General features: G+C 34.5%; 12 protein-coding genes. 8 read left to right on the forward strand and 4 right to left on the reverse strand.

The window, feature by feature from the left end; translation table 11 throughout:
* Positions 1 to 889: 889 nt before the first annotated feature.
* Entirely contained in the window at positions 890 to 1,849 is a 960-nt protein-coding gene (locus ACP6PM_RS33070; protein WP_426591092.1) for an RNA polymerase sigma factor, RpoD/SigA family, read from the reverse strand.
* Positions 1,850 to 2,489: 640 nt separating this feature from the next.
* On the opposite strand from ACP6PM_RS33070, the gene ACP6PM_RS33075 reads away from it, so the two are divergent.
* Entirely contained in the window at positions 2,490 to 3,257 is a 768-nt protein-coding gene (locus tag ACP6PM_RS33075; protein WP_426591093.1) for a proteasome-type protease, read from the forward strand.
* A gap of 1,072 nt (positions 3,258 to 4,329) precedes the next feature.
* On the opposite strand, the gene ACP6PM_RS33080 is transcribed toward ACP6PM_RS33075, so the two are convergent.
* Positions 4,330 to 4,686, reverse strand: coding sequence for a tellurite resistance TerB family protein (locus tag ACP6PM_RS33080; protein ID WP_426591094.1), 357 nt, complete (start codon positions 4,684 to 4,686; stop codon positions 4,330 to 4,332).
* A 733-nt stretch (positions 4,687 to 5,419) separates the two neighbouring features.
* Positions 5,420 to 5,785 (reverse strand): tellurite resistance TerB family protein, encoded by a 366-nt coding sequence (locus ACP6PM_RS33085; protein ID WP_426591095.1) that lies wholly within the window; start codon positions 5,783 to 5,785, stop codon positions 5,420 to 5,422.
* 571 nt (positions 5,786 to 6,356) lie between these two features.
* Here ACP6PM_RS33085 and ACP6PM_RS33090 point away from each other — a divergent pair.
* The 6 genes from ACP6PM_RS33090 (at position 6,357) to ACP6PM_RS33115 (ending at position 14,817) form a co-directional block, all read left to right on the forward strand.
* Entirely contained in the window at positions 6,357 to 9,491 is a 3,135-nt protein-coding gene (locus ACP6PM_RS33090) for a transglutaminase family protein (protein WP_426591096.1), read from the forward strand.
* An 837-nt stretch (positions 9,492 to 10,328) separates the two neighbouring features.
* On the forward strand, positions 10,329 to 10,610 hold the full coding sequence (locus ACP6PM_RS33095) for a transglutaminase family protein (protein ID WP_426591097.1): 282 nt from the start codon (positions 10,329 to 10,331) through the stop codon (positions 10,608 to 10,610).
* 26 nt (positions 10,611 to 10,636) lie between these two features.
* Positions 10,637 to 10,867 carry a transglutaminase family protein gene (locus ACP6PM_RS33100; protein ID WP_426591098.1) on the forward strand — a complete coding sequence of 77 codons (231 nt, stop codon included), beginning with the start codon at positions 10,637 to 10,639 and terminating at the stop codon, positions 10,865 to 10,867.
* A gap of 1,000 nt (positions 10,868 to 11,867) precedes the next feature.
* Complete coding sequence (locus ACP6PM_RS33105) at positions 11,868 to 12,998, forward strand: AAA family ATPase (protein WP_426591099.1); 1,131 nt, start codon at positions 11,868 to 11,870, stop codon at positions 12,996 to 12,998.
* A 2-nt stretch (positions 12,999 to 13,000) separates the two neighbouring features.
* Positions 13,001 to 13,666 carry a DUF3226 domain-containing protein gene (locus ACP6PM_RS33110; protein WP_426591100.1) on the forward strand — a complete coding sequence of 222 codons (666 nt, stop codon included), beginning with the start codon at positions 13,001 to 13,003 and terminating at the stop codon, positions 13,664 to 13,666.
* A gap of 563 nt (positions 13,667 to 14,229) precedes the next feature.
* Positions 14,230 to 14,817 carry a cyclin-dependent kinase inhibitor 3 family protein gene (locus ACP6PM_RS33115; RefSeq protein WP_426591101.1) on the forward strand — a complete coding sequence of 196 codons (588 nt, stop codon included), beginning with the start codon at positions 14,230 to 14,232 and terminating at the stop codon, positions 14,815 to 14,817.
* Positions 14,818 to 15,069: 252 nt separating this feature from the next.
* Here ACP6PM_RS33115 and ACP6PM_RS33120 read toward each other — a convergent pair whose 3' ends face one another.
* Positions 15,070 to 15,498 carry a hypothetical protein gene (locus tag ACP6PM_RS33120; protein ID WP_293106189.1) on the reverse strand — a complete coding sequence of 143 codons (429 nt, stop codon included), beginning with the start codon at positions 15,496 to 15,498 and terminating at the stop codon, positions 15,070 to 15,072.
* Positions 15,499 to 16,914: 1,416 nt separating this feature from the next.
* Between ACP6PM_RS33120 and ACP6PM_RS33125 the strand changes: the two genes are divergently transcribed.
* The gene (locus tag ACP6PM_RS33125; RefSeq protein WP_426591102.1) at positions 16,915 to 19,290 is read left to right on the forward strand and encodes a protein kinase domain-containing protein; all 2,376 of its coding nucleotides are present in this window, start codon (positions 16,915 to 16,917) and stop codon (positions 19,288 to 19,290) included.
* The last annotated feature ends 156 nt before the right edge of the window (positions 19,291 to 19,446 follow it).

Genomic DNA, 19,446 nt, shown 5'->3' on the forward strand with positions numbered 1-19,446 from the left:
CCTGGTTGATTTGAAGTTATAGCCATTAAATTAGTTAATCCTAAATCAATACCTGTAACGTAATTAGATTGTTTTTGCTCTACATCGGAAACAGTGTAAACAACTTCTATTATATAGCAATTTAGCTTAGGTAAAATACGAACTTAGTTAATATTAGTAACCTGAGTAGGAAATTCAATATATGATTATATTTAAGTGTTTATGCAAAATTAATTACACATTACTGCTTATGCAAAATTAATTACACATTTTATTCTACATCTCCAATCTTATCCATAAATTATCAATTCTTTTTCCCTATTCCCAGTTAAGTGTTCCCTGTTCCCTCTCTCAACTAGGAAATTTATTTTACACGACTACTTATGTATAACGTTTATTATACTATTTATCAAAAGTAATACTACGGTTAGAAGGTGGTTAAAATAACCAGAGAAATAACATAGCTTAGTAAACAATCAAATTACGTCAATAAATAGTATAGTGCTACTTGAATCGGGAATCGGGAATCGGGAATCGGGAATCGGGAATCGTAGAGTTTCAAAGGGTTTCAGGATTTATAAATGTCAAAGACCTTAATGCGTAACGCTATATTTAGAAAAATAAAGTTAAATCATAACAAAACTTGTGATTATTGGTATAACCACTAAGGTGTTATTTTAGTTATAAGTTATCACTTGTCATCTCTCCCCAGTTTCCCATCCCCAGTCTCTCACCAAAGATTTCCAGGCTTATGGGTACTGACCGTAGAGCAATTCTCATCTTTAGTCTGTAGACCATCAAAAAAACAAATCTTCTGCTTCGGTGTATCGGTTTCCCCGAAGCAGAAACATAACATTACATTAGGTTAATGTCCAAGTTTGTATAAGTTTCTCAAAGCAGTTGATTATCCTTAACTAGCTAAATAATCATTCATATCTTGTTTTCTTTTACGAAGTTTACTCAAAGCTTCCCGCTCTATTTGCCTTACTCTTTCACGACTAATATTTAGGCGATCGCCGATTTTGGATAGAGTCATACTTTGCCCATCTTCTAAGCCAAATCTTAAGGCCAAAACTTGCTTTTGTTGAGGAGTAAGGTCAGCCATGATTAATTCTAAATCAGTCCGCATGGAAGACTGGAGAGCATAATCCTCTGGAGAAGCTCCTGTGTCTTCTAACAAATCTCCTAACTCTGTATCTTGGTTATCTCCCACTCGCAAATCAAGTGATAAAGGTAAGCGAGCGCGTTCTAAACATTCCCGAATTTGTTTTGGAGTTAAACCTAGTTCTGTTGCTATTTCACCAGTCGTTGCAGAACGACCTAGCTGTTGAGTCAGTTGGCGCTGGACTTTTTTAATCTTGTTCAGCTTTTCTGTAATATGAATAGGTAAACGAATTGTACGGCCTTTTTCTGCGATCGCTCTAGTTATGGCCTGACGAATCCACCAATAAGCATAAGTAGAAAATCTATAACCTTTGGTAGGGTCAAACTTTTCTACTCCTCGCTGCATACCAATAGTACCTTCTTGAATTAAATCAAGCAAATCTACATTTCGTTTGATATACTTTTTAGCAACAGATACCACCAAGCGTAAATTGGCCTCTACCATTTTGCGCTTTGCTCTTTCACCTTCCCTGATAATTCGCTGCAATTCACTCTTTGAGAGATTTTTGGCATCTGCCCATTCTGTTAATGTTGGCTTACGACCTAATGCTTCAGCTAAAGTCTGATTGAATTCTTGTAAGGCTGTTAAGCGTTGGACTTGTTTTCCGTAAAGAATTTCTTCTTCGTGGGTTAATAGGGGAACACGACCAATTTCTCTTAGATAAGTGCGTACAGAATCAATGTCTGAGGTTTTACCAATCTTCATAATCTTTCTCCCGCTAGATAACTCTACTTTGAGGTAGCAAGAAAAGCGGGCGGGCATTACGCTTTTCTTGAATTTTTCTTAAAAAAGTTTTTTCTCTGACCATTTATGATTAATTTGGCCTAGAGAGGGTCTAAATTATAGGTTTTAGATTTTTTAGATATGACCAAAGAGTTCAAATTTTATTTAGATCGATGGACATTTGTTGCCAATAAAATAAGTTTTACTATTTTGGAATTTAGATTTAGTACATAATCCTAGTGGGATTTGGCTAAATTAGACTTTTTTGTTTTCTTAGCGCTTCAGATAATTTTTGTGGCCTTTACATAAATCCATACTATGTTAAGAATATTAACATTTATGAGAGCAGATGGCTATACCTAAAGCAATTGGTTTTTCGGATGAATAAGTTTAATTGCCTATATGAGACTACTCATAAATCCTTAAGAAAATTGCATCCTGCACAACAAAATCACAAAAATTTTGCCAAAATGTTTGATCATGTGAGAAGTCCAGGAATTATTTTCTGACTTTTGACTTTTAACTGCCTTGAGTCTGTCTTACATTCTTTTCGCGGAGCGTTTCCGCAGGAAATGGAGACCTTAAAATTACCCACTCGCTTGACTTTTGACTTAATTCAGACATGACTTATTGTCTCGGTATTATTACTGAATCTGGTATTGTAATGGCCTCTGACTCTCGTACTAATGCGGGAGTTGATTATATTTCGACTTATCTGAAGCTGTTTGATTTTTCTTTAACTGGAGAGCGGGTCATCCTGATTAGCACTTCTGGGAACTTATCAATTACTCAGGGAGTCGTTAATGAACTCAAAAAAGATTTAAAAATTTCTGAGGGTACTAATCTTCATAATTTGTCTACCCTTTATGAAATTGCTCGCTACATTGGGGGGAAAATTCGAAAAATTTTAGAGCAAGACCGCTCTTGGTTGCAACAGGACAGAATTGATACAGGATGCAGTATTTTATTGGGAGGGCAAATTAAGGGGCAAGACCCGGAATTATTTTTGATTTATGCTCAAGGAAATTGTATTTCTGCTACTAAAGAAACGCCTTTTTTACAAATAGGTGAAACGAAATATGGGAAACCTATTTTAGACCGTGCTTTGAGTTTTTATACTTCTTTGGAGGCTGCTGCTAAATGTGCTTTGGTTTCAATAGATTCTACTATGAAATCTAATCTTTCTGTAGGACCGCCGATTAATTTGGTGATGTATGAAAAGGATAGTTTTAAAATTCGGCATCGGTTACAAATGCGTTTGGGCGACCCCTATTTGGCTAAGGTTAGGAAGTTCTGGGAGGTTGCTCTTAAGGAAGCTCTTGATGAAATGCCGGATTTAAATTGGTTATATGATTGTCAAGAATCTCAGGAAGATATTTTGATTGATTAAAAGTACGAAGGCAAGCTAGACAGAGATTTTGGCACAGATACACGGATAATTACAAGTTAGGAAAAATTAAGACTGTAGGTTGGGTTAAGCGCCAGCGCAACCCAACATAAACTTTACTCATAAAGCAGGTGATAAAATTATTTCCTCTGCCTACCTGAATTCTCAAAAACATCAGCCTGAAAATATTTTTTCAGCCAAAATTCTAGTGATATATCTGTTGGGTTTACTTTTTCAAACTAACCTACAAAAATATCCCCCACCAGAATATTTAATCTGTGGGAGATGATATTAATTTAGTTATAAGGAAGAGAGAAGATTTCGGTTAGCAAGTCAGGGGCAACCCCACAGAAACTTTACTAATAAAGCAGTTGAGAAAATTCTTTTGTGTCCTAGGCTGAATTCTCAAAAACATCAGCCTGAAAATATTTTCTCAGCCACAATTTTCTGGCTATATCTGTTGGGTTTACTTTTTCAAACTAACCTACAAAAATATCCCCCACCAGAATATTTAATCTGTGGGAGATGATATTCATTTAGTCATAAGGAAGAGGGAAGATTTTCCGTTGGCAAGTCAGGGGCAACCCCACATGAATTTTACTAACAAAGCACTTTAGAAAATTATTTTGTGTCCTAGGCTGAATTATCAAAAATATCAGCCTGAAAATATTTTCTCAGCCACAATTTTCGGGCTATACTCTGTTGGCTTTCTTTTTTCCAGCAAACCTACAAAAATATCCCCCACCAGAATATTTAATCTGTGGGAGATGATATTAATTTAGTTATAAGGAAGAGAGAAGATTTCGGTTAGCAAGTCAGGGGCAACCCCAGACAAACTTTACTCACAAAGCAGGTTAGAAAATTATTTCCTCTGCCTACCTCAATTCTCAAAAATATCAGCCTGAAAATATTTTCTCAGCCACAATTTTCCGGCTATAGCTGTTGGGTTTCCTTTTTCCAGCAAACCTACAAAAATATCCCCCACCAGAATATTTAATCTGTGGGAGATGAGACTAATTTAGTTGTTAGCTGAAAAGTTGTAAGTGACCGACTGTAATAATTAATAGGATGTTAATTATGTTAATTTGGCTAATTTTAGAATAAAGGAGATTTCATCATCTTTTGCTTCTTTATCTATGTTAACTAGCTCTTGGCAAATGTGAAAGGCTAAGTGCTTCTCAGAGAGTTTTAAAGGCTTTAATGCATCCACAGCACAATCAAGGGCTACTCCAGGATTGTTTGCAGCACCTTTTTCTTGATAATTCCTTATCCACAATTCGAGCTTGAATCTGAGATCCTCTTGGGAAATTCTAAGTAGATAAGAACCCAAGTCAACAATGAAGTTCTTTTCTTCATCGGAGGCTTGACCATCTACAACGGCAGCCAGCGCAGCCAATTTGACAATATTTTGAGCAGATTCAGGATTTATCATATTTCCCTCCATGAAAGTAATTGGAGAAGTGGTTATTTATCTATACGATACATAAATAACTAACTAATCTTCTCACTTCCTACTCTAAATCAAAGTCGTCAATTTTAAGTTATTTCATTCATCAATATTTTTGGAAAATTCTCTCTCTGACAATTAAAAATTATCATAAATTCTGGTCAACTAAATTTTCCTATTTGTAGTACAATACCTTTTGCTGATTAAACAAGTAGTAGATATAATACCAAGCGCAATCTATTTTTGCTACAAATATTTGGACTGTTTCTAGTAGTCAATAGTCAGTATTCAGTAGTTAGCCTTAAATGGCTCTGTTATTATCATTTTTCACCCTAAAACAATTCTATTACTACACTCCATACATATGATTCAACCATTTGATTTGACCAAATTATTCATACTAAATTCTTTTTTTTAGGCATGGTATAAGGGAAAATCCAAAAATAAATTGTGTAGTGCTATGGTAGCTTGGTAATTTATGAATAATGCTTTAGAGTATTGCAGTTTATGTTTATAGTTAAATTATTTTTGTTACTTTCCATAGATAAATATACTTGCTCACAATAATTTTTTCCTTGGTGAGTAAAAAATTAAAAAGATAGTAAATTTTAGTTCTACAAAAGTGAGATTTTATGCAAAAAAAAATCCCCCTACAAAATCAAAGATTATCGTGGGGGATAATCTTAATGTCTTGTTCGATCAAAGAAAGTTTTAATAACTAAGAAAATACTAATCGTGATAAATCTCGGATAAAATAGTTTTCTTCAGGAGCTATTCGACTATCACTACGAACTACACGATCGCATATATAAAAAGCTATATGTTTGTCTCTAAATTCTTGTAGACCTTGCAATGCCTGAATAGCAAAATGAACGGCATTTCTAGGATTGCTGCCGACTTTTCCCCTCTCCTTATATTCATATAGCCAGCGATCAAGCATTGGTGCTACTTGCTCTGGTGAACAATAAAGATGGTGGGAGACTGATTTTACAATTTCATCTTTCTCTTGGTCGCTAGCTTGACCATCTACAAGAGAGGCTAACGCGGCTAATTGCACAGTATACTCAACAACATTAGGATTCATAGTTTTCTCCATGAAAGTCATTTGAAGAAGTGGTTTTTGTCTAGATAAATAGCATCAGTAACTAACCTATCTTCTTACCTCCTAGCCTAAATCGAAATTATCAATTTTGAGCTAATTCATTCATCAATATTTTTGGGAAAATCTCTCTGTGACAATTAAAAATTATCATAAACTTCGGTCAACTATATTTTCCTATTTATAGTACAATGCCCTTTGAACAAAATATAAATAATACATAAAAATTTATTATTTCTACTCTAAGACTTGATATACTTTTTATTTACTTTAATTTAGGCTAATCTGATTAAACGTCTTGCTAAAGCCCTTAGAATAAAATTTAATAAAAATGAATATAAAATTTACTCTTATTCATCAAATTTAAGCTATCTATTCTCTGTTAGCCTACTCATAAATCAATAATCATTAAATATCTAAAAATTAGTACAATTATTAACTATAACTATCTAATTTTTATTTTTTTTTTTCTATATACATCATTATAAATAAGACTATCTATAGGATAAAACAGTCTCAAGAACTACTTAATTATTCTTTTACACCAGAATTAATAATGTCAATAAAAGTCAATCTTAATCATCAACTTATTTACAACTTTAACCGCCCTATTATTCTCGGACCGCATCAGTTAGGATTGCGTCCTTCCCCTCATTGTCGTACTCCGATTCAAAACTATTCATTAAAAATTGAACCTCAAGAATATCAAATTACTTGGCAACAAGACCTTTATGCTAATTTTATTAGCAAAATTAACTTTCTTAATAAAATAAATAAACTTAAAATCGAAGTTGAGATAATTGCCGAACTTAAACCAATAAATCCTTTTGATTTCCTCTTGGAAAGTTATGCTGAAAAATATCCTTTTGTTTATGAAAATTCGCTAAACAAACAACTAACTCCTTTTTTAGAAATCACCGAATCAGGGAATTTACTACAAGAATGGATAAGTAAAAACAGACAAACAGACACCTATACTACTAATTTTATCAATTCTATTAATCAAAAACTTTCCCAAGAAATTAATTATGAAATTAGACTAGAACCAGGTATTCAAATTTGCGAAGAAACTCTCCAAAAAAAAATAGGTTCCTGTCGAGATACAGCTTGGTTATTCGTACAAATTTTGCGTCATTATGGTTTAGCAGCTCGCTTCGTTTCTGGATATTTAATTCAACTGAAAGAAGACATTCCACCCCTTGATAATTCCCCTACTCCAAAATCGGACAATGGAGACTTACACGCTTGGGCAGAAGTTTATTTGCCCGGAGCAGGTTGGATAGGTCTAGACCCCACATCTGGTTTCTTGGTAGCAGAAGGTCATATTCCCCTGGTCTGTACTCCAGAACCTACAGCAGCAAATCCAGTACGAGGCACAACTGAACCCTGCGAGTCTAACTTAGAATTTTCGGTCAAGGTTTCTCGCTACCAAGAAAAACCTAGACCTACTAAACCTTATAGCGAAGAGGAATGGCAAAAAATTAACAACCTTGGTAGGGAAGTTGAGGCAAAACTAAGACGTTTGGGTTTAGGGTTAACTATGGGAGGAGAACCTACTTTTATTTCTATTGATGATTTTGAATCTCCCCAATGGCGAGTAGAAGCTTTGGGAGATGAAAAACGCCGACTTGCGGGAGAATTATTAGACCGTCTGGAAAAAAGATTTGCCAAGAATGGGGGATTATTACATTATGGTTTGGGTAAATGGTATCCGGGTGAAGCTTTGCCAAGGTGGGCGTTAGGATGTTATTGGCGCAAAGATGGGGTTCCTATTTGGGGCGATCGCTCTCTCATGGCAGAGGATAACAAAGATTATGGTCATACTCGGAAGGAAGCGGAAATTTTTATAGAAACTATTGCGCAACAGTTGGGCATTAATTCAAATTGCATTATCCCTACTTATGAAGAGGAAACTGAAACACCTGCGGGTTATGTTTTGCCAATTTTGTCAGTATTGAAAAATGAAAATCTCCATTGGAGTAGTTGTCATTGGCAATTGCCGGAAAGTAAATTATATCTAATTCAAGGTGACTCACCATTAGGGTTTCGTTTGCCACTTAGTTCAATTTCTTGGGCAGAAAATTTGGAACCTGAAGCAACGGTTGATATTAACTACCCTCCCACAACTCCAAGTTCAACATTCTTAGAAGCTCCTGAAAATTCTATTCGAGTAGCTTTAACCACAGAAGCGCGACAGGGAAAAGTACATATTTTTATTCCACCCATGACTTCTGCTAGAAGTTATTTAGATTTAATTGCAGCGATTGAAAATACGGCAAAGCAACTAAAAATTCCTGTAATAGTTGAAGGTTACACACCTCCTGGCAATTCGGGAATAGATGGATTTCAAGTTACCCCAGACCCAGGGGTGATAGAAGTAAATATTCATCCGGCAGAAAATTGGGATGAGTTGGTCGATATTACGACAAGTTTATATGAAGAGGCGCGTTTGTGTCGATTGGGAACTGAGAAATATCAGTTAGATGGTCGTCGGGTAAGTACGGGTGGAGGAGCACATATTACTATTGGCGGTAAGAGTGTTGAAGAAAGTCCTTTATTACGACGACCAGATTTATTGCGTAGTCTAATCACATATTGGCAACATCATCCTAGTTTATCTTATTTATTTTCTGGTTTATTTGTCGGTCCGACGAGTCAGGCACCTCGAATAGATGAGGCGCGACATGAAAGTTTGTATGAGTTGGAAATTGCCTTTCAAGAGTTACAACCGGGAAAAGAAGTTGCGCCAGAATTAATAGACCGTTTGTTGAGAAATTTATTGGTGGATGTTACGGGAAATACTCACCGCACCGAATTTTGTATTGATAAATTATTTCCGGTGGAAAATCTGCGTCGTCGGTTTGGGTTATTGGAGTTTCGTGGGTTTGCAATGCCTCCCCACCCTAGAATGAGTTTATTACAAATGTTGTTAATTCGTGGTTTGCTGGCGTGGTTTTGGGAACAACCTTATCACCGAGATTTGATTCGCTGGGGTACTATGTTGCACGACCGCTTTTTTCTTCCTTATTATATAGGTGAGGATTTGCAAAAGGTAATTGGAGATTTACAGTCGGCAGGTTTTGGATTTGAGTTTGACTGGTTTGCGCCGTTTTTTGAATTTCGTTTTCCGACTGTTGGGGAAATGATGCGGGATGGGTTGCATTTGGAGTTACGTTATGCAATTGAACCTTGGCATGTTTTGGGAGAGGAAACGACTGGTGGAGGAACAGCGCGTTATGTGGATGATTCGATGGAAAGGTTACAGGTAATGTTGCGGGGTGCGATGGGAGATTCGCCGAATCAGGATAGTGTGGTTTCGAGGTATGTGGTTTTGTGTAATGGTCGTCAGGTACCTTTGCGGTCTACAGGTGTGGTAGGAGAGTATGTGGGAGGGGTGCGGTATCGAGCGCGGAAGTATGGAAGTTTGTTACATCCGGCGATCGAATCTCATAGTCCTTTGGTATTTGAAATTGTGGACAATATGGTAGGGCTAAGTATTGGTGGGTGTAGTTATTATGTTAGTCCTCCCAATGGGAAGATTTATCAGCAGTTTCCGGTAAATCATCGGGAGGCGGAGTCGCGGATGGTGGAGCGGTTTGTGGACATGGGGCATTCTTCTGGGAAAGTTGAGTTGGCGTCGCTACAGTTAAGTTCGGAGTATCCGTTGACTTTAGATTTGCGTAGGGGTTAGAGGTATTATCTTTGATTAGATTACCAAATAGAATCGGTAACATAGGCAGCACTATAGCAACAGCAGTAGCTAGGATATGGGTTGTAATCCTTGTTGAAATTTTCATATTAATTGGCTAATTGGTTGGTGTGTTTAATTTTTCAGATGGTGGTGGTTATCCTGTTAATAACCCCACTTAATTAATAATAAAATCTACTTTCTTAAAATGTAAAGTATAGAATAATACTATAGATTGAACGGCTCTATAAAACCTACTTATATCCCTGTAAAGCTAATTATATTAAAACTATAGACTTTTATTAATTCAGGAAATAATTGTGTATTAAAGTCTTTAATAATACATTCTATTCAGTAATAATACTTAAAAAAATATCTAAGGGAATAGCAGAAAATAAATTATCCCAATTTTTGTGCTTTATCGTTACTGGTTACTCCCTACTCCCTTACTTTTTCAATTTCTTCCCTACTCCCTACTCCATTATTTTCATAGCTAATGGGATAATTTTTTGGTGGTGGTGCATAGTAATGGTAGAGAGAGTGTGAGAAGTGTGGGGAGTTTGGGGAGAGAGTGTGGGGAGTTTGGGGAGAGAGTGTGGGGAGTTTGGGGAGTTTGGGGAGAAATTAAAAAAATATATATTCTCACCATTACTATGCAGGACTACCAATTTTTTATTTGGAAGTTCCTAATTGATAGACTCTCGCTCATTTATAGCACTATGTCTTTTGCTTAGGATAATAAATTTGGGTTGTAAGGGAATAAGAAATAGCTATAGCGCTACGCGCAAGTCAAAAGTTAAAATTCAAAAGTTAAAAGTTAAAAGTTAAAATTCAGAGGATTTGCAAAAGGTAATTGGAGATTTACAGTCGGCAGATTTTGGATTTGAATTTGACTGGTTTGCGCCGTTTTTTGAATTTCGTTTTCCGACAGTTGGGGAGATAATTCGGGATGGGTTGCAGTTGGAGTTACGTTATGCAATTGAACCTTGGCACGTTTTGGGAGAAGAAACGACTGGTGGAGGAACAGCACGTTATGTGGATGACTCGATGGAAAGGTTGCAGGTAATGTTGCGGGGTGCGATGGGAGATTCGCCGAATCAGGATAGTGTAGGTTCGCGCTAAGGTATAGAGCGCGGAAGTATGGAAGTTTGTTACATCCGGCGATCGAATCTCATAGTCCGTTGGTGTTTGAAATTGTGGATAGTGCGATAGGACGAAGTATTGGTGGGTGTAGTTATTATGTGAGTCCTCCCAATGGGAAGGTTTATCAGGAGTTTCCGCCGAATCATCGGGAGGCAGAGTCGCGGATGGTGGAGCGGTTTATAGGAATAATGAAAATGTTAGTAGTTTTCCACACTAGGAGGGAAGGAAAGATTTGATGAGGGAAAAATCTCTATTTCTTGAAGCTTCAGAAAATGAAAATATTTCTGTTATTGCTTTTGGGAAAATTCCTGAATATTGAACAGGTTTTTTTGAGCGGGAAATTGAGTTGAATAAAAAGTCATACACAGGGGCAAACAACACCTTATAGCTTTTATAATATCACAAAAATTGTGAGGATGGAGCTAAAAATCCTTTGACCCCCTGAAATTTTTGGGATCTTCAGATAATGAAAATGTTAGTAGTTTTCCACACTAGGAGGGAAGGAAAGATTTGATGAGGGAAAAATCTCTATTTCTTGAAGCTTCAGAAAATGAAAATATTTCTGTTATTGCTTTTGGGAAAATTCCTGAATATTGAACAGGTTTTTTTGAGCGGGAAATTGAGTTGAATAAAAAGTCATACACAGGGGCAAACAACACCTTATAGCTTTTATAATATCACAAAAATTGTGAGGATGGAGCTAAAAATCCTTTGACCCCCTGAAATTTTTGGGATCTTCAGATAATGAAAATGTTAGTAGTTTTCCACACTAGGAGGGAAGGAAAGATTTGATGAGGGAAAAATCTCTATTTCTTGAAGCTTCAGAAAATGAAAATATTTCTGTTATTGCTTTTGGGAAAATTCCTGAATATTGAACAGGTTTTTTTGAGCGGGAAATTGAGTTGAATAAAAAGTCATACACAGGGGCAAACAACACCTTATAGCTTTTATAATATCACAAAAATTGTGAGGATGGAGCTAAAAATCCTTTGACCCCCTGAAATTTTTGGGATCTTCAGATAATGAAAATGTTAGTAGTTTTCCACCCTAGGAGGGAGGGAAAGATTTGATGAGGAAAAAATCTCTATTTCTTGGAGCTTCAGAAAATGAAAATATTTCTGTTATTGCTCTTGGGAAAAAATTGCTTTCGCTTTGTCGCTGCGGACGACTCTTAAAACGGATTCTATATTAAAATTAATTTTAATATTTTCAAATAGATATGAACAGGAAATACATATGTTGAAATCGTTGACTATAAATAATTTTCGTTGCTTCCAATCTTTTGAACTTCAACAACTTAACAGAGTTAATTTATTGGTAGGAATGAATAATAGTGGAAAAACCTCAATTTTAGAAGCAATTCAACTCTTATATTCTGCGTACCAACCTGCACAACTCCAGAAAATAATGTTTTACCGAGGAGAATATTTATGGAGGGAGCGTGATAAACAACTAGATATTCGCCATCTGTTTTATGGGCGTGAAATTTCAGTAGGAAGCAAATTTTCTATAGTAGGAACTAATGATAAATATCAGGAAAATCTAATTGCTTCAATACAAGCAGATTCACCGAATAAATTAGATGAACAAAAAGATTTATTTGATAATTCAGAAGAAATTAGTGATGAACTAGATGAATTAGAAGATATTGTTTTTATGCTTGATTGGAAAAAAAAAGAAGTTAGCATAAGACGCAGATTATCACCTGATGGAGGTATGGATGTTCGTATATTAAGGTCATCTAGAATAACTACAGAAGCAGTTACAAAATCCCAATTTATTACACCATTATCTTTGGATATTGACGAAATTACTCAATTATTTGATGAAATTGTATTAACACCAGAGGAAAATTTGACCTTAGAAGCGCTACAAATTATTGAACCTAAAATTGAACGTATTGCTTCAATTGGTCCTGAAAAATACGGTTCTAATACTAGAATTTTAAGTACTAGAAATGTAGGAGCAAGAGGTGGATTTAGAGTCAAAGTTTCTGACCAAAAACAACCCATACCTATTGGCAGTATGGGAGAAGGAATATGGCGAATTTTAGCATTAGCGATCGCTCTTGTTTCTGCTCAAGGTGGAGTATTACTTGTAGATGAAATTGATACTGGTTTACATTTTTCTACAATGTCTGATATGTGGAAACTTATTTGGAAAACAGCGAAAAAATTAGATGTTCAAGTATTTGCTACTACTCATAATAGTGACTGTTGGAGTAGTCTTGCAGATGTGATTAAAAGTGAAGGTTTAGAAAGTGAAGAAATTTCAATTCACAGAATAGAAGCTGATAAAAATAGTTCTGTAGTTTTCACAGAACCAGAAATTGTTATTGCTGCAAAACGTGACATAGAGGTGCGATAGTAATGGCAAAAAAAGGAAGAAAATTACCTCCTAAAAATAAGCTCTTGGTAGAAGGTGCTGAGGATAAAAGAGTTATTCCATATTTGATAGAAGCTAATGGCATTTCTTGGGGTGAAAATAAAGAAGAAGCTATTGTCTTGATTGAAGTATGTGGTTCAAAAACAGAACTACTAAATAGATATGAAATTTCTACCCAGTTAAAAAGCACTGGACTTTCTGCATTAGGTTTAATGGTTGATGCAGATAACGAACCAGAAAATACATGGCAAACTATTAGGAATGTTTGTTTACCAAGTATTCCTGATTTTCCTGAAAGTTTGCCAGAAAAAGGTCTAATTCATACGACTAATTCTGGTGTTAAATTTGGAGTGTGGATGATGCCAGATAATAAAATGGGTGGGATGCTAGAAACATTTCTGACTTATATGATTCCTGACGAAAATGAACCTATTTGGAATTATGCACAAACAGTTGTTATGGAAGCTAAAAATATAGGTGCACCATTTATAGAAAATCATACTGATAAAGCGAATATTCATACATGGTTAGCTTGGCAAAATCCTCCCGGTCGCCAATTACATAATGCTGTGATGGAAAAAATTTTCAATCCAAAACATCCCCAAGCTCAAATATTTATTAACTGGTTTAAAAAATTATATGACTTGTAAAATTTATCAAATTTAATTTTAACTATAGTAAAAAATTCCAAAATATATAAACAGTCTTAAAATTTGACTTTTGTTAGCTCTCTCTTTTGTTTCAGGATATTTTCTACAAAACTCAAATATGACTCCGATATCAAAATTAGAGACTGTTTGTAAAATAAGTATTAAGAGAACATGCGAGTGACTAAAATCTAAAAGCGGTAATACTTCAAGAGATTGAAATTTGGTAGGTAGAGAAGTATTCAGTACATATATTCCTAGATTTTTAAGCGACAAATATTTGTCTTGATTTCTTCCTCCTTATTCCCTATTCCCTATTCCCTATTCCCTGTTCCCTGTTCCCTGTTCCCTGTTCCCTGTTCCCTATCTCCTTTTTATATTTCCTTTACAAACAATCTCTTATGAGTGATACAAATTAAAGTTATCTCTCAAATTAGTAATATATAACTCTCAACCTGGGGAGCGATCGCTTGAAATATCTCCCCATATTATTGACTATTCAAAATTCCTCTGCTAAAACAAAGGCATCAATATTATTATTATCCTTATTTGTAGCTAATCTAAATATGATTAAACAACTCAAAAATTCTGACAATGACCCTATCAATGTCGATTTTTTAACACCAGAAGTAGTCAAATTAAAGGGTAAAATTGGTATGACCTTGGCTCCAGGTAAGAAAAATTTTGGGATGCACTTGGATTGGGATCGGGATTTGAATAAAGACTTATTACGACTACGTTTAGATTATGAGACAGATATACTAATAACACTTCTAGAAGAACATGAATTAGAAGACATACAAATTTCTAACCTGGGAAAAGTAGCAGAAGCACAAGGAATAAAAAGTATAAGATTTCCCATTAAAGATCAAAGTATTCCTACCTCAATAGATGACTTTATCAATCTAATTAATAATATTCTGAAAGTAGTAACAGAAGGACAAACAGTAGTAATTCATTGTAAAGCTGGATTGGGACGTACTGGAACAGTTACCGCTTGTTGTTTAGTAGCTTTAGGTTATTCAGCAGTTGAGGCGATCGCTACGGTCAGACAAACCCGGCAATATACAATTGAAACTAAACAACAAGAAAATTTTGTTTTCCAATTTTATCAACAATTGGCTTCAGGAAAACTAGCAGTTTCAGTACTTTGAGAAGTTGGTTGATTTGATATATTTTTGGGAGGGATAGTTCAGTCTGATACCAGTTAATTTTGACAATAAATAAGATATTCAAGCCTCATACTTCAGCCAGATTTACTGATAACTGATAACTGATAACTGATAACTGAAATTACTGCCCTCCCAGTTATACATCCTGAAAAAACTCAACAATAATTTTCAAATATTTGTTGTGATTTGTAGATGCCGAGCATCCTGAATTTAATATTACTATTATTAGCTTAATTATGGTTGTTTTAATAATTCTGCCCGGATACAACCTTTTTCCCATTTCCAGTTAGGTAAAGATTTTTGGGGAAGAAAAATTGCCCAGATTGAACCTTCAGGACTCTTATAAAAACCTGTAATTTCAGCTTCTACCAGACTGCACCATGGTGCTGATACTAAAATTTTATCTCCCGAACTAAAAATTTTTCCGCTAGCATTAGTCGCTTCTTGAATAGATTCTTTTAACTTTGGTTTACCTGGTTTTCTTGGTCTTTCTGGTTTTCTTGGTTGATTTGTACCTTCTGTTCTTGATGAGAAGTTTTTTACTGGAGTAGGTTTTTCTTGTTTGGACTCAGTTTTTTCGCGCAGTGTCTCCTTAGCAGAATTAGGTTCAATTGGCTTTTTTGGTCTAACAGGTCTATTGATTGCTATTATTTCGTGACTCATCCACTTAACTCCCTATACCTGATTTTAGCTATCTTTCTATCTATGATAGCACTACTGAAATTTGGCTTTTGTGTTTGGTGGCCTAAATCATTATTTAGACTTCCATATTACACTTTTGACCAGAATAAATTTATGTTCTGGAGTAACAAATTCCCCGAAATTAATTATTAAGGGTTATTGTTAGAGACTGTTAATCAAGCAAATATTAAGACAGTCAGAATAGTCAATCCCGGTGGATGAAAGCTGTCCGCTGTCATCTAGGGTGAGCAAGGGTCGATATTCCCACCTGTTCATGTCGGTGATATCCCAAAGCCACCCTAAATCCCTAAATAAGGATTTAACTTTCATTTAATAAACTGTTTCTTAGATTTCTAACTTTCCATGTTTGAATCAGGAAATTTTCTTGATTGAGATTATTTTGATTTAATTTTAACTTGATCAATATGAATCTAAAACCCTAATAATTAAGTTATTATAAGTCAGCTTTTTCTATAGAATGCTGCGTAAATAGCAATAGGAAATCAGGGTTAGGGAAAAATGAATATAGCGTTTCTTGAGCTAATGAGGTACAGTTGTTTTTCTACTCCCTACTCCCTACTTCCTAAAAATTACGAATTTTGTACCTCACGCTTTTTGGGAATTGCTATAGTTTATTAGTATTTTTCCTAAGACCTACTACCTAATAGATATCTCCATAAAATAAACTTCCTCCTTATTTAACATAAGCTAGAGTTGTCAAAGTCACTCTCCGAAATCATTTTTCGTACTGCTTTGGCCGTGAAAATCTATTCCCTGTTCCCTATTCCCAGTTAAGTGTTCCCTACTAGATGCAAAAAGTCTATATCTTTTTCACGCCTATGTCTAATACACTTAATGAATATCAACTATTCAAGCTAATGGCTAATAGCTGACTGTTAAATGCTTACCTAAAACCTTTAATTCATCTAGTGAGGGATTAATTAAAGACACTTGAAAATTTTACTTTTTGCCTATTCATAGAGCAATATTAAGGCTTAAAACTATTTTATTTTATAAAATAATTTTCAAAATATATATACTGTAGCTTGGCTAAAATAATCTACTACTAACAAAATACTCATAGTCTTACAAATCTAAGACTTTTGACTTTTAAATTTTAACTTTCCTATAGAGACACTACTAATTTTTTTCATCTTGATTTTTTGCTATTTTAACAATCTTAGATGACAAATGTAAGTAAATTGTTTTATGGCATAAGATAGGTTGCTAAAATTAATTAGAAAATTAGGAGAGACACGGAAACAGGGAACAGTTCATCCTAAAATCTCCTACCTCATACCTTACTTAAGGCTGTCAATTTATTTACGCCCAACTACTTAATTAAAACTCTGCCTTTAAGAGCAAGGTTTAATCGATTAAAAAAAAGGCTCTACCAAGATGATTAAAAATATTTTAGATGGACGCTATAAAATTATTAAAATTATTGAATCAGGAGAATTTGGCCATACTTATCTAGCGCAAGATATTCGTCGTCCTGGAGAAGCACAATGTTTTGTTAAGCATTTACAACCAAATACTTATGACCAAAGATTTCTGGAAATCATTCGCCGTAGATTTCAACAAGAAGCAAAAATACTAGAAAAGTTATCTCAACACAATCAAATTCCTAAACTACTTGCTTACTTTGAAGAAAATCAAGAATTTTATTTAGTTCAATCTTTTATTCCTGGTCAATCTCTAGATAATGAAATATTACCAGGTAAAGCTCTATCTGAAATCCAAATAATTAGAATTATCAGAGAAGTATTAGAAATTTTAGGATTTGTGCATGAAAATAATGTGATTCATCGAGATATTAAACCTGCTAATTTAATTAGAAGAAAATCAGACCATAAATTAGTTTTAATTGATTTTGGAGCTGTTAAAGAAATTAATATTGCTCAACAAAATAAAACAGCAAGGATTGGTACGATGGAATATATGCCAATTGAACAATTTGAATATAATCCACAATTAAATAGTGATATTTATGCTTTAGGAATGATGGGAATTCAGGGAATTACAGGATTACCTAGTAGTGAATTATCTAAACTAAAAAATCAGGAAAATGGTAATAAAAGAGAAATATTTTGGCGACACCTAACAAATTGTTCTACAGGTCTAGCAGATATTTTAGATAAGATGGTCCGCTATAATTATCACGAACGTTATCAGTCAGCAGCAGAAGTCATAGCAGATTTAAAAGAAATTAGCAATAATCCAAATCAAACTATAGATAACAGGGAAATTTATCGAGAAGAGATTGTTCGTCGGGCTAGCTATCGAGGAGATATTTCTATTGTAGGGAGAAGAATTTTAGATGAACTACGAGAAAGTTTAGAACTCTCACAAGAAGAAACGGAAATAATTGAGGATGAGGTATTAAATCCTTACCGTAAATATCAGGAGAAAGGAGAAAGATATGAACAAACATTACGAGCTGCTATTCAACAAGAATATCCATTTAGTAATGAAACTCGTGAAGAGTTAGAACGTCTACAACAAATTTTAGGATTGACTCAGGAGGATGTAGAATTAATAGAATACAGAGTAATACCTAAATCTATACTTATAAAATTCAAAAAAATATTGCTCAATAACTATCAAAAATCATCTATTAACTGGTGGTTAATTGTAGTAATTATTTCTATTATTATTGTAGTAATATTTGCTATTGATAGATATATTAAATTTCAAAATTATAATCAAATGCTGCAACAGCAAGCATTAAAAAAAGAACAAAAAGAAGCTGCACAATTAAATTTATTGAGAAACTTATATGCAGACCGAAATTATGAAAATTGCATCAATCAAACAACTCTAATTAGTGAAAAATCTAATATTTTTGCTGAAGCTCAGGATATTTTACAAAAATGTAAACAAGGTAAAAATTGGCAGAATTATCAAGTAGAAGATTTATCTCAATATTCAGCTGCTGTCGGTACTGTTGTATTTAGTCCAGATGGAAAAATGCTGGCTACTGGTAGTAGAGAGACAACGGTAAAAATTTTAGAAATACCTACAGGAAAAGTTATTAACACATTTCCTGCGGATAATTCTCCAATTTGGTCAGCTGCCTTTAATAGCGATGCTACTCAATTAGTTGCAGGTACTTATGATTGGAGAGTAATTGTCTGGAATTTGAAAACAGGAGAACCATTTCATGTTTTTGAACATCGAGCACCTATTTGGTCAGTTGCAATGAGTCCCGATAATGAAACAATTGCTAGTTCTAGTGGAGATAGAACGGTCAAAGTTTGGGATTTAAAAACAGGTTTCTTAATTTTTAATTTCCCAGATCATTCAGATGTAATTTATTCTATTGCTATTAGCTCAGATGGCAAAATATTGGTTAGTGGTAGTGCAGACCAAACTATAAAAATTGAAGATTTAGATACAGGAGAATTAATTAATACATTAACTGGACACGAAGGAGTTATTAGGTCTGTTAAGATTACTCCAGATAGCGAAAAAATAGTTAGTGGTAGTTATGATAATACAGTTAAAATTTGGGATTTAAAAACAGGAAAGTTAATCAAAACTCTATCTGGTCATACTGCTGAAGTTGTATCTGTTGATATTAGTCGAGATGGTCGGTATATTGCTAGTGGCAGTAAGGATAATAGTATTAAGATATGGGATTTAGAAACAGGAGAATTGCTGAATACTTTAACCGGACATACAGATGAGATTTATACAGTTAGTTTTAGTCCTGATGGTAATAGTATTGCTAGTGGTAGTAAGGACAGAACTATTAAACTTTGGCGACGATAGTAATTGAAGAAGGAAGAAGGAGTAAAGTAGATTAGTCTATAAATTAATACCATTTTGATAAATGTTGACTACGAATCTTTATTCCCTATTCTCTATTCCCTAGTTAGAAGAGTGAGAAATAGAACAGGAGAAAAAGATAAAATCTCAGCCATGATC

The sequence above is a fragment of the Dapis brunnea BLCC-M229 genome, from assembly GCF_050015995.1.
Classification (GTDB): domain Bacteria; phylum Cyanobacteriota; class Cyanobacteriia; order Cyanobacteriales; family Microcoleaceae; genus Trichodesmium.

Bases quoted from the DNA above. Each gene is read 5' to 3' on its own strand.
- ACP6PM_RS33070 (WP_426591092.1), bottom strand. From the start codon at position 1,849: ATGAAGATTGGTAAAACCTCAGACATTGATTCTGTACGCACTTATCTA.
- ACP6PM_RS33075 (WP_426591093.1), top strand. From the start codon at position 2,490: ATGACTTATTGTCTCGGTATTATTACTGAATCTGGTATTGTAATGGCC.
- ACP6PM_RS33080 (WP_426591094.1), bottom strand. From the start codon at position 4,686: ATGATAAATCCTGAATCTGCTCAAAATATTGTCAAATTGGCTGCGCTG.
- ACP6PM_RS33085 (WP_426591095.1), bottom strand. From the start codon at position 5,785: ATGAATCCTAATGTTGTTGAGTATACTGTGCAATTAGCCGCGTTAGCC.
- ACP6PM_RS33090 (WP_426591096.1), top strand. From the start codon at position 6,357: ATGTCAATAAAAGTCAATCTTAATCATCAACTTATTTACAACTTTAAC.
- ACP6PM_RS33105 (WP_426591099.1), top strand. From the start codon at position 11,868: ATGTTGAAATCGTTGACTATAAATAATTTTCGTTGCTTCCAATCTTTT.
- ACP6PM_RS33110 (WP_426591100.1), top strand. From the start codon at position 13,001: ATGGCAAAAAAAGGAAGAAAATTACCTCCTAAAAATAAGCTCTTGGTA.
- ACP6PM_RS33115 (WP_426591101.1), top strand. From the start codon at position 14,230: ATGATTAAACAACTCAAAAATTCTGACAATGACCCTATCAATGTCGAT.
- ACP6PM_RS33120 (WP_293106189.1), bottom strand. From the start codon at position 15,498: ATGAGTCACGAAATAATAGCAATCAATAGACCTGTTAGACCAAAAAAG.
- ACP6PM_RS33125 (WP_426591102.1), top strand. From the start codon at position 16,915: ATGATTAAAAATATTTTAGATGGACGCTATAAAATTATTAAAATTATT.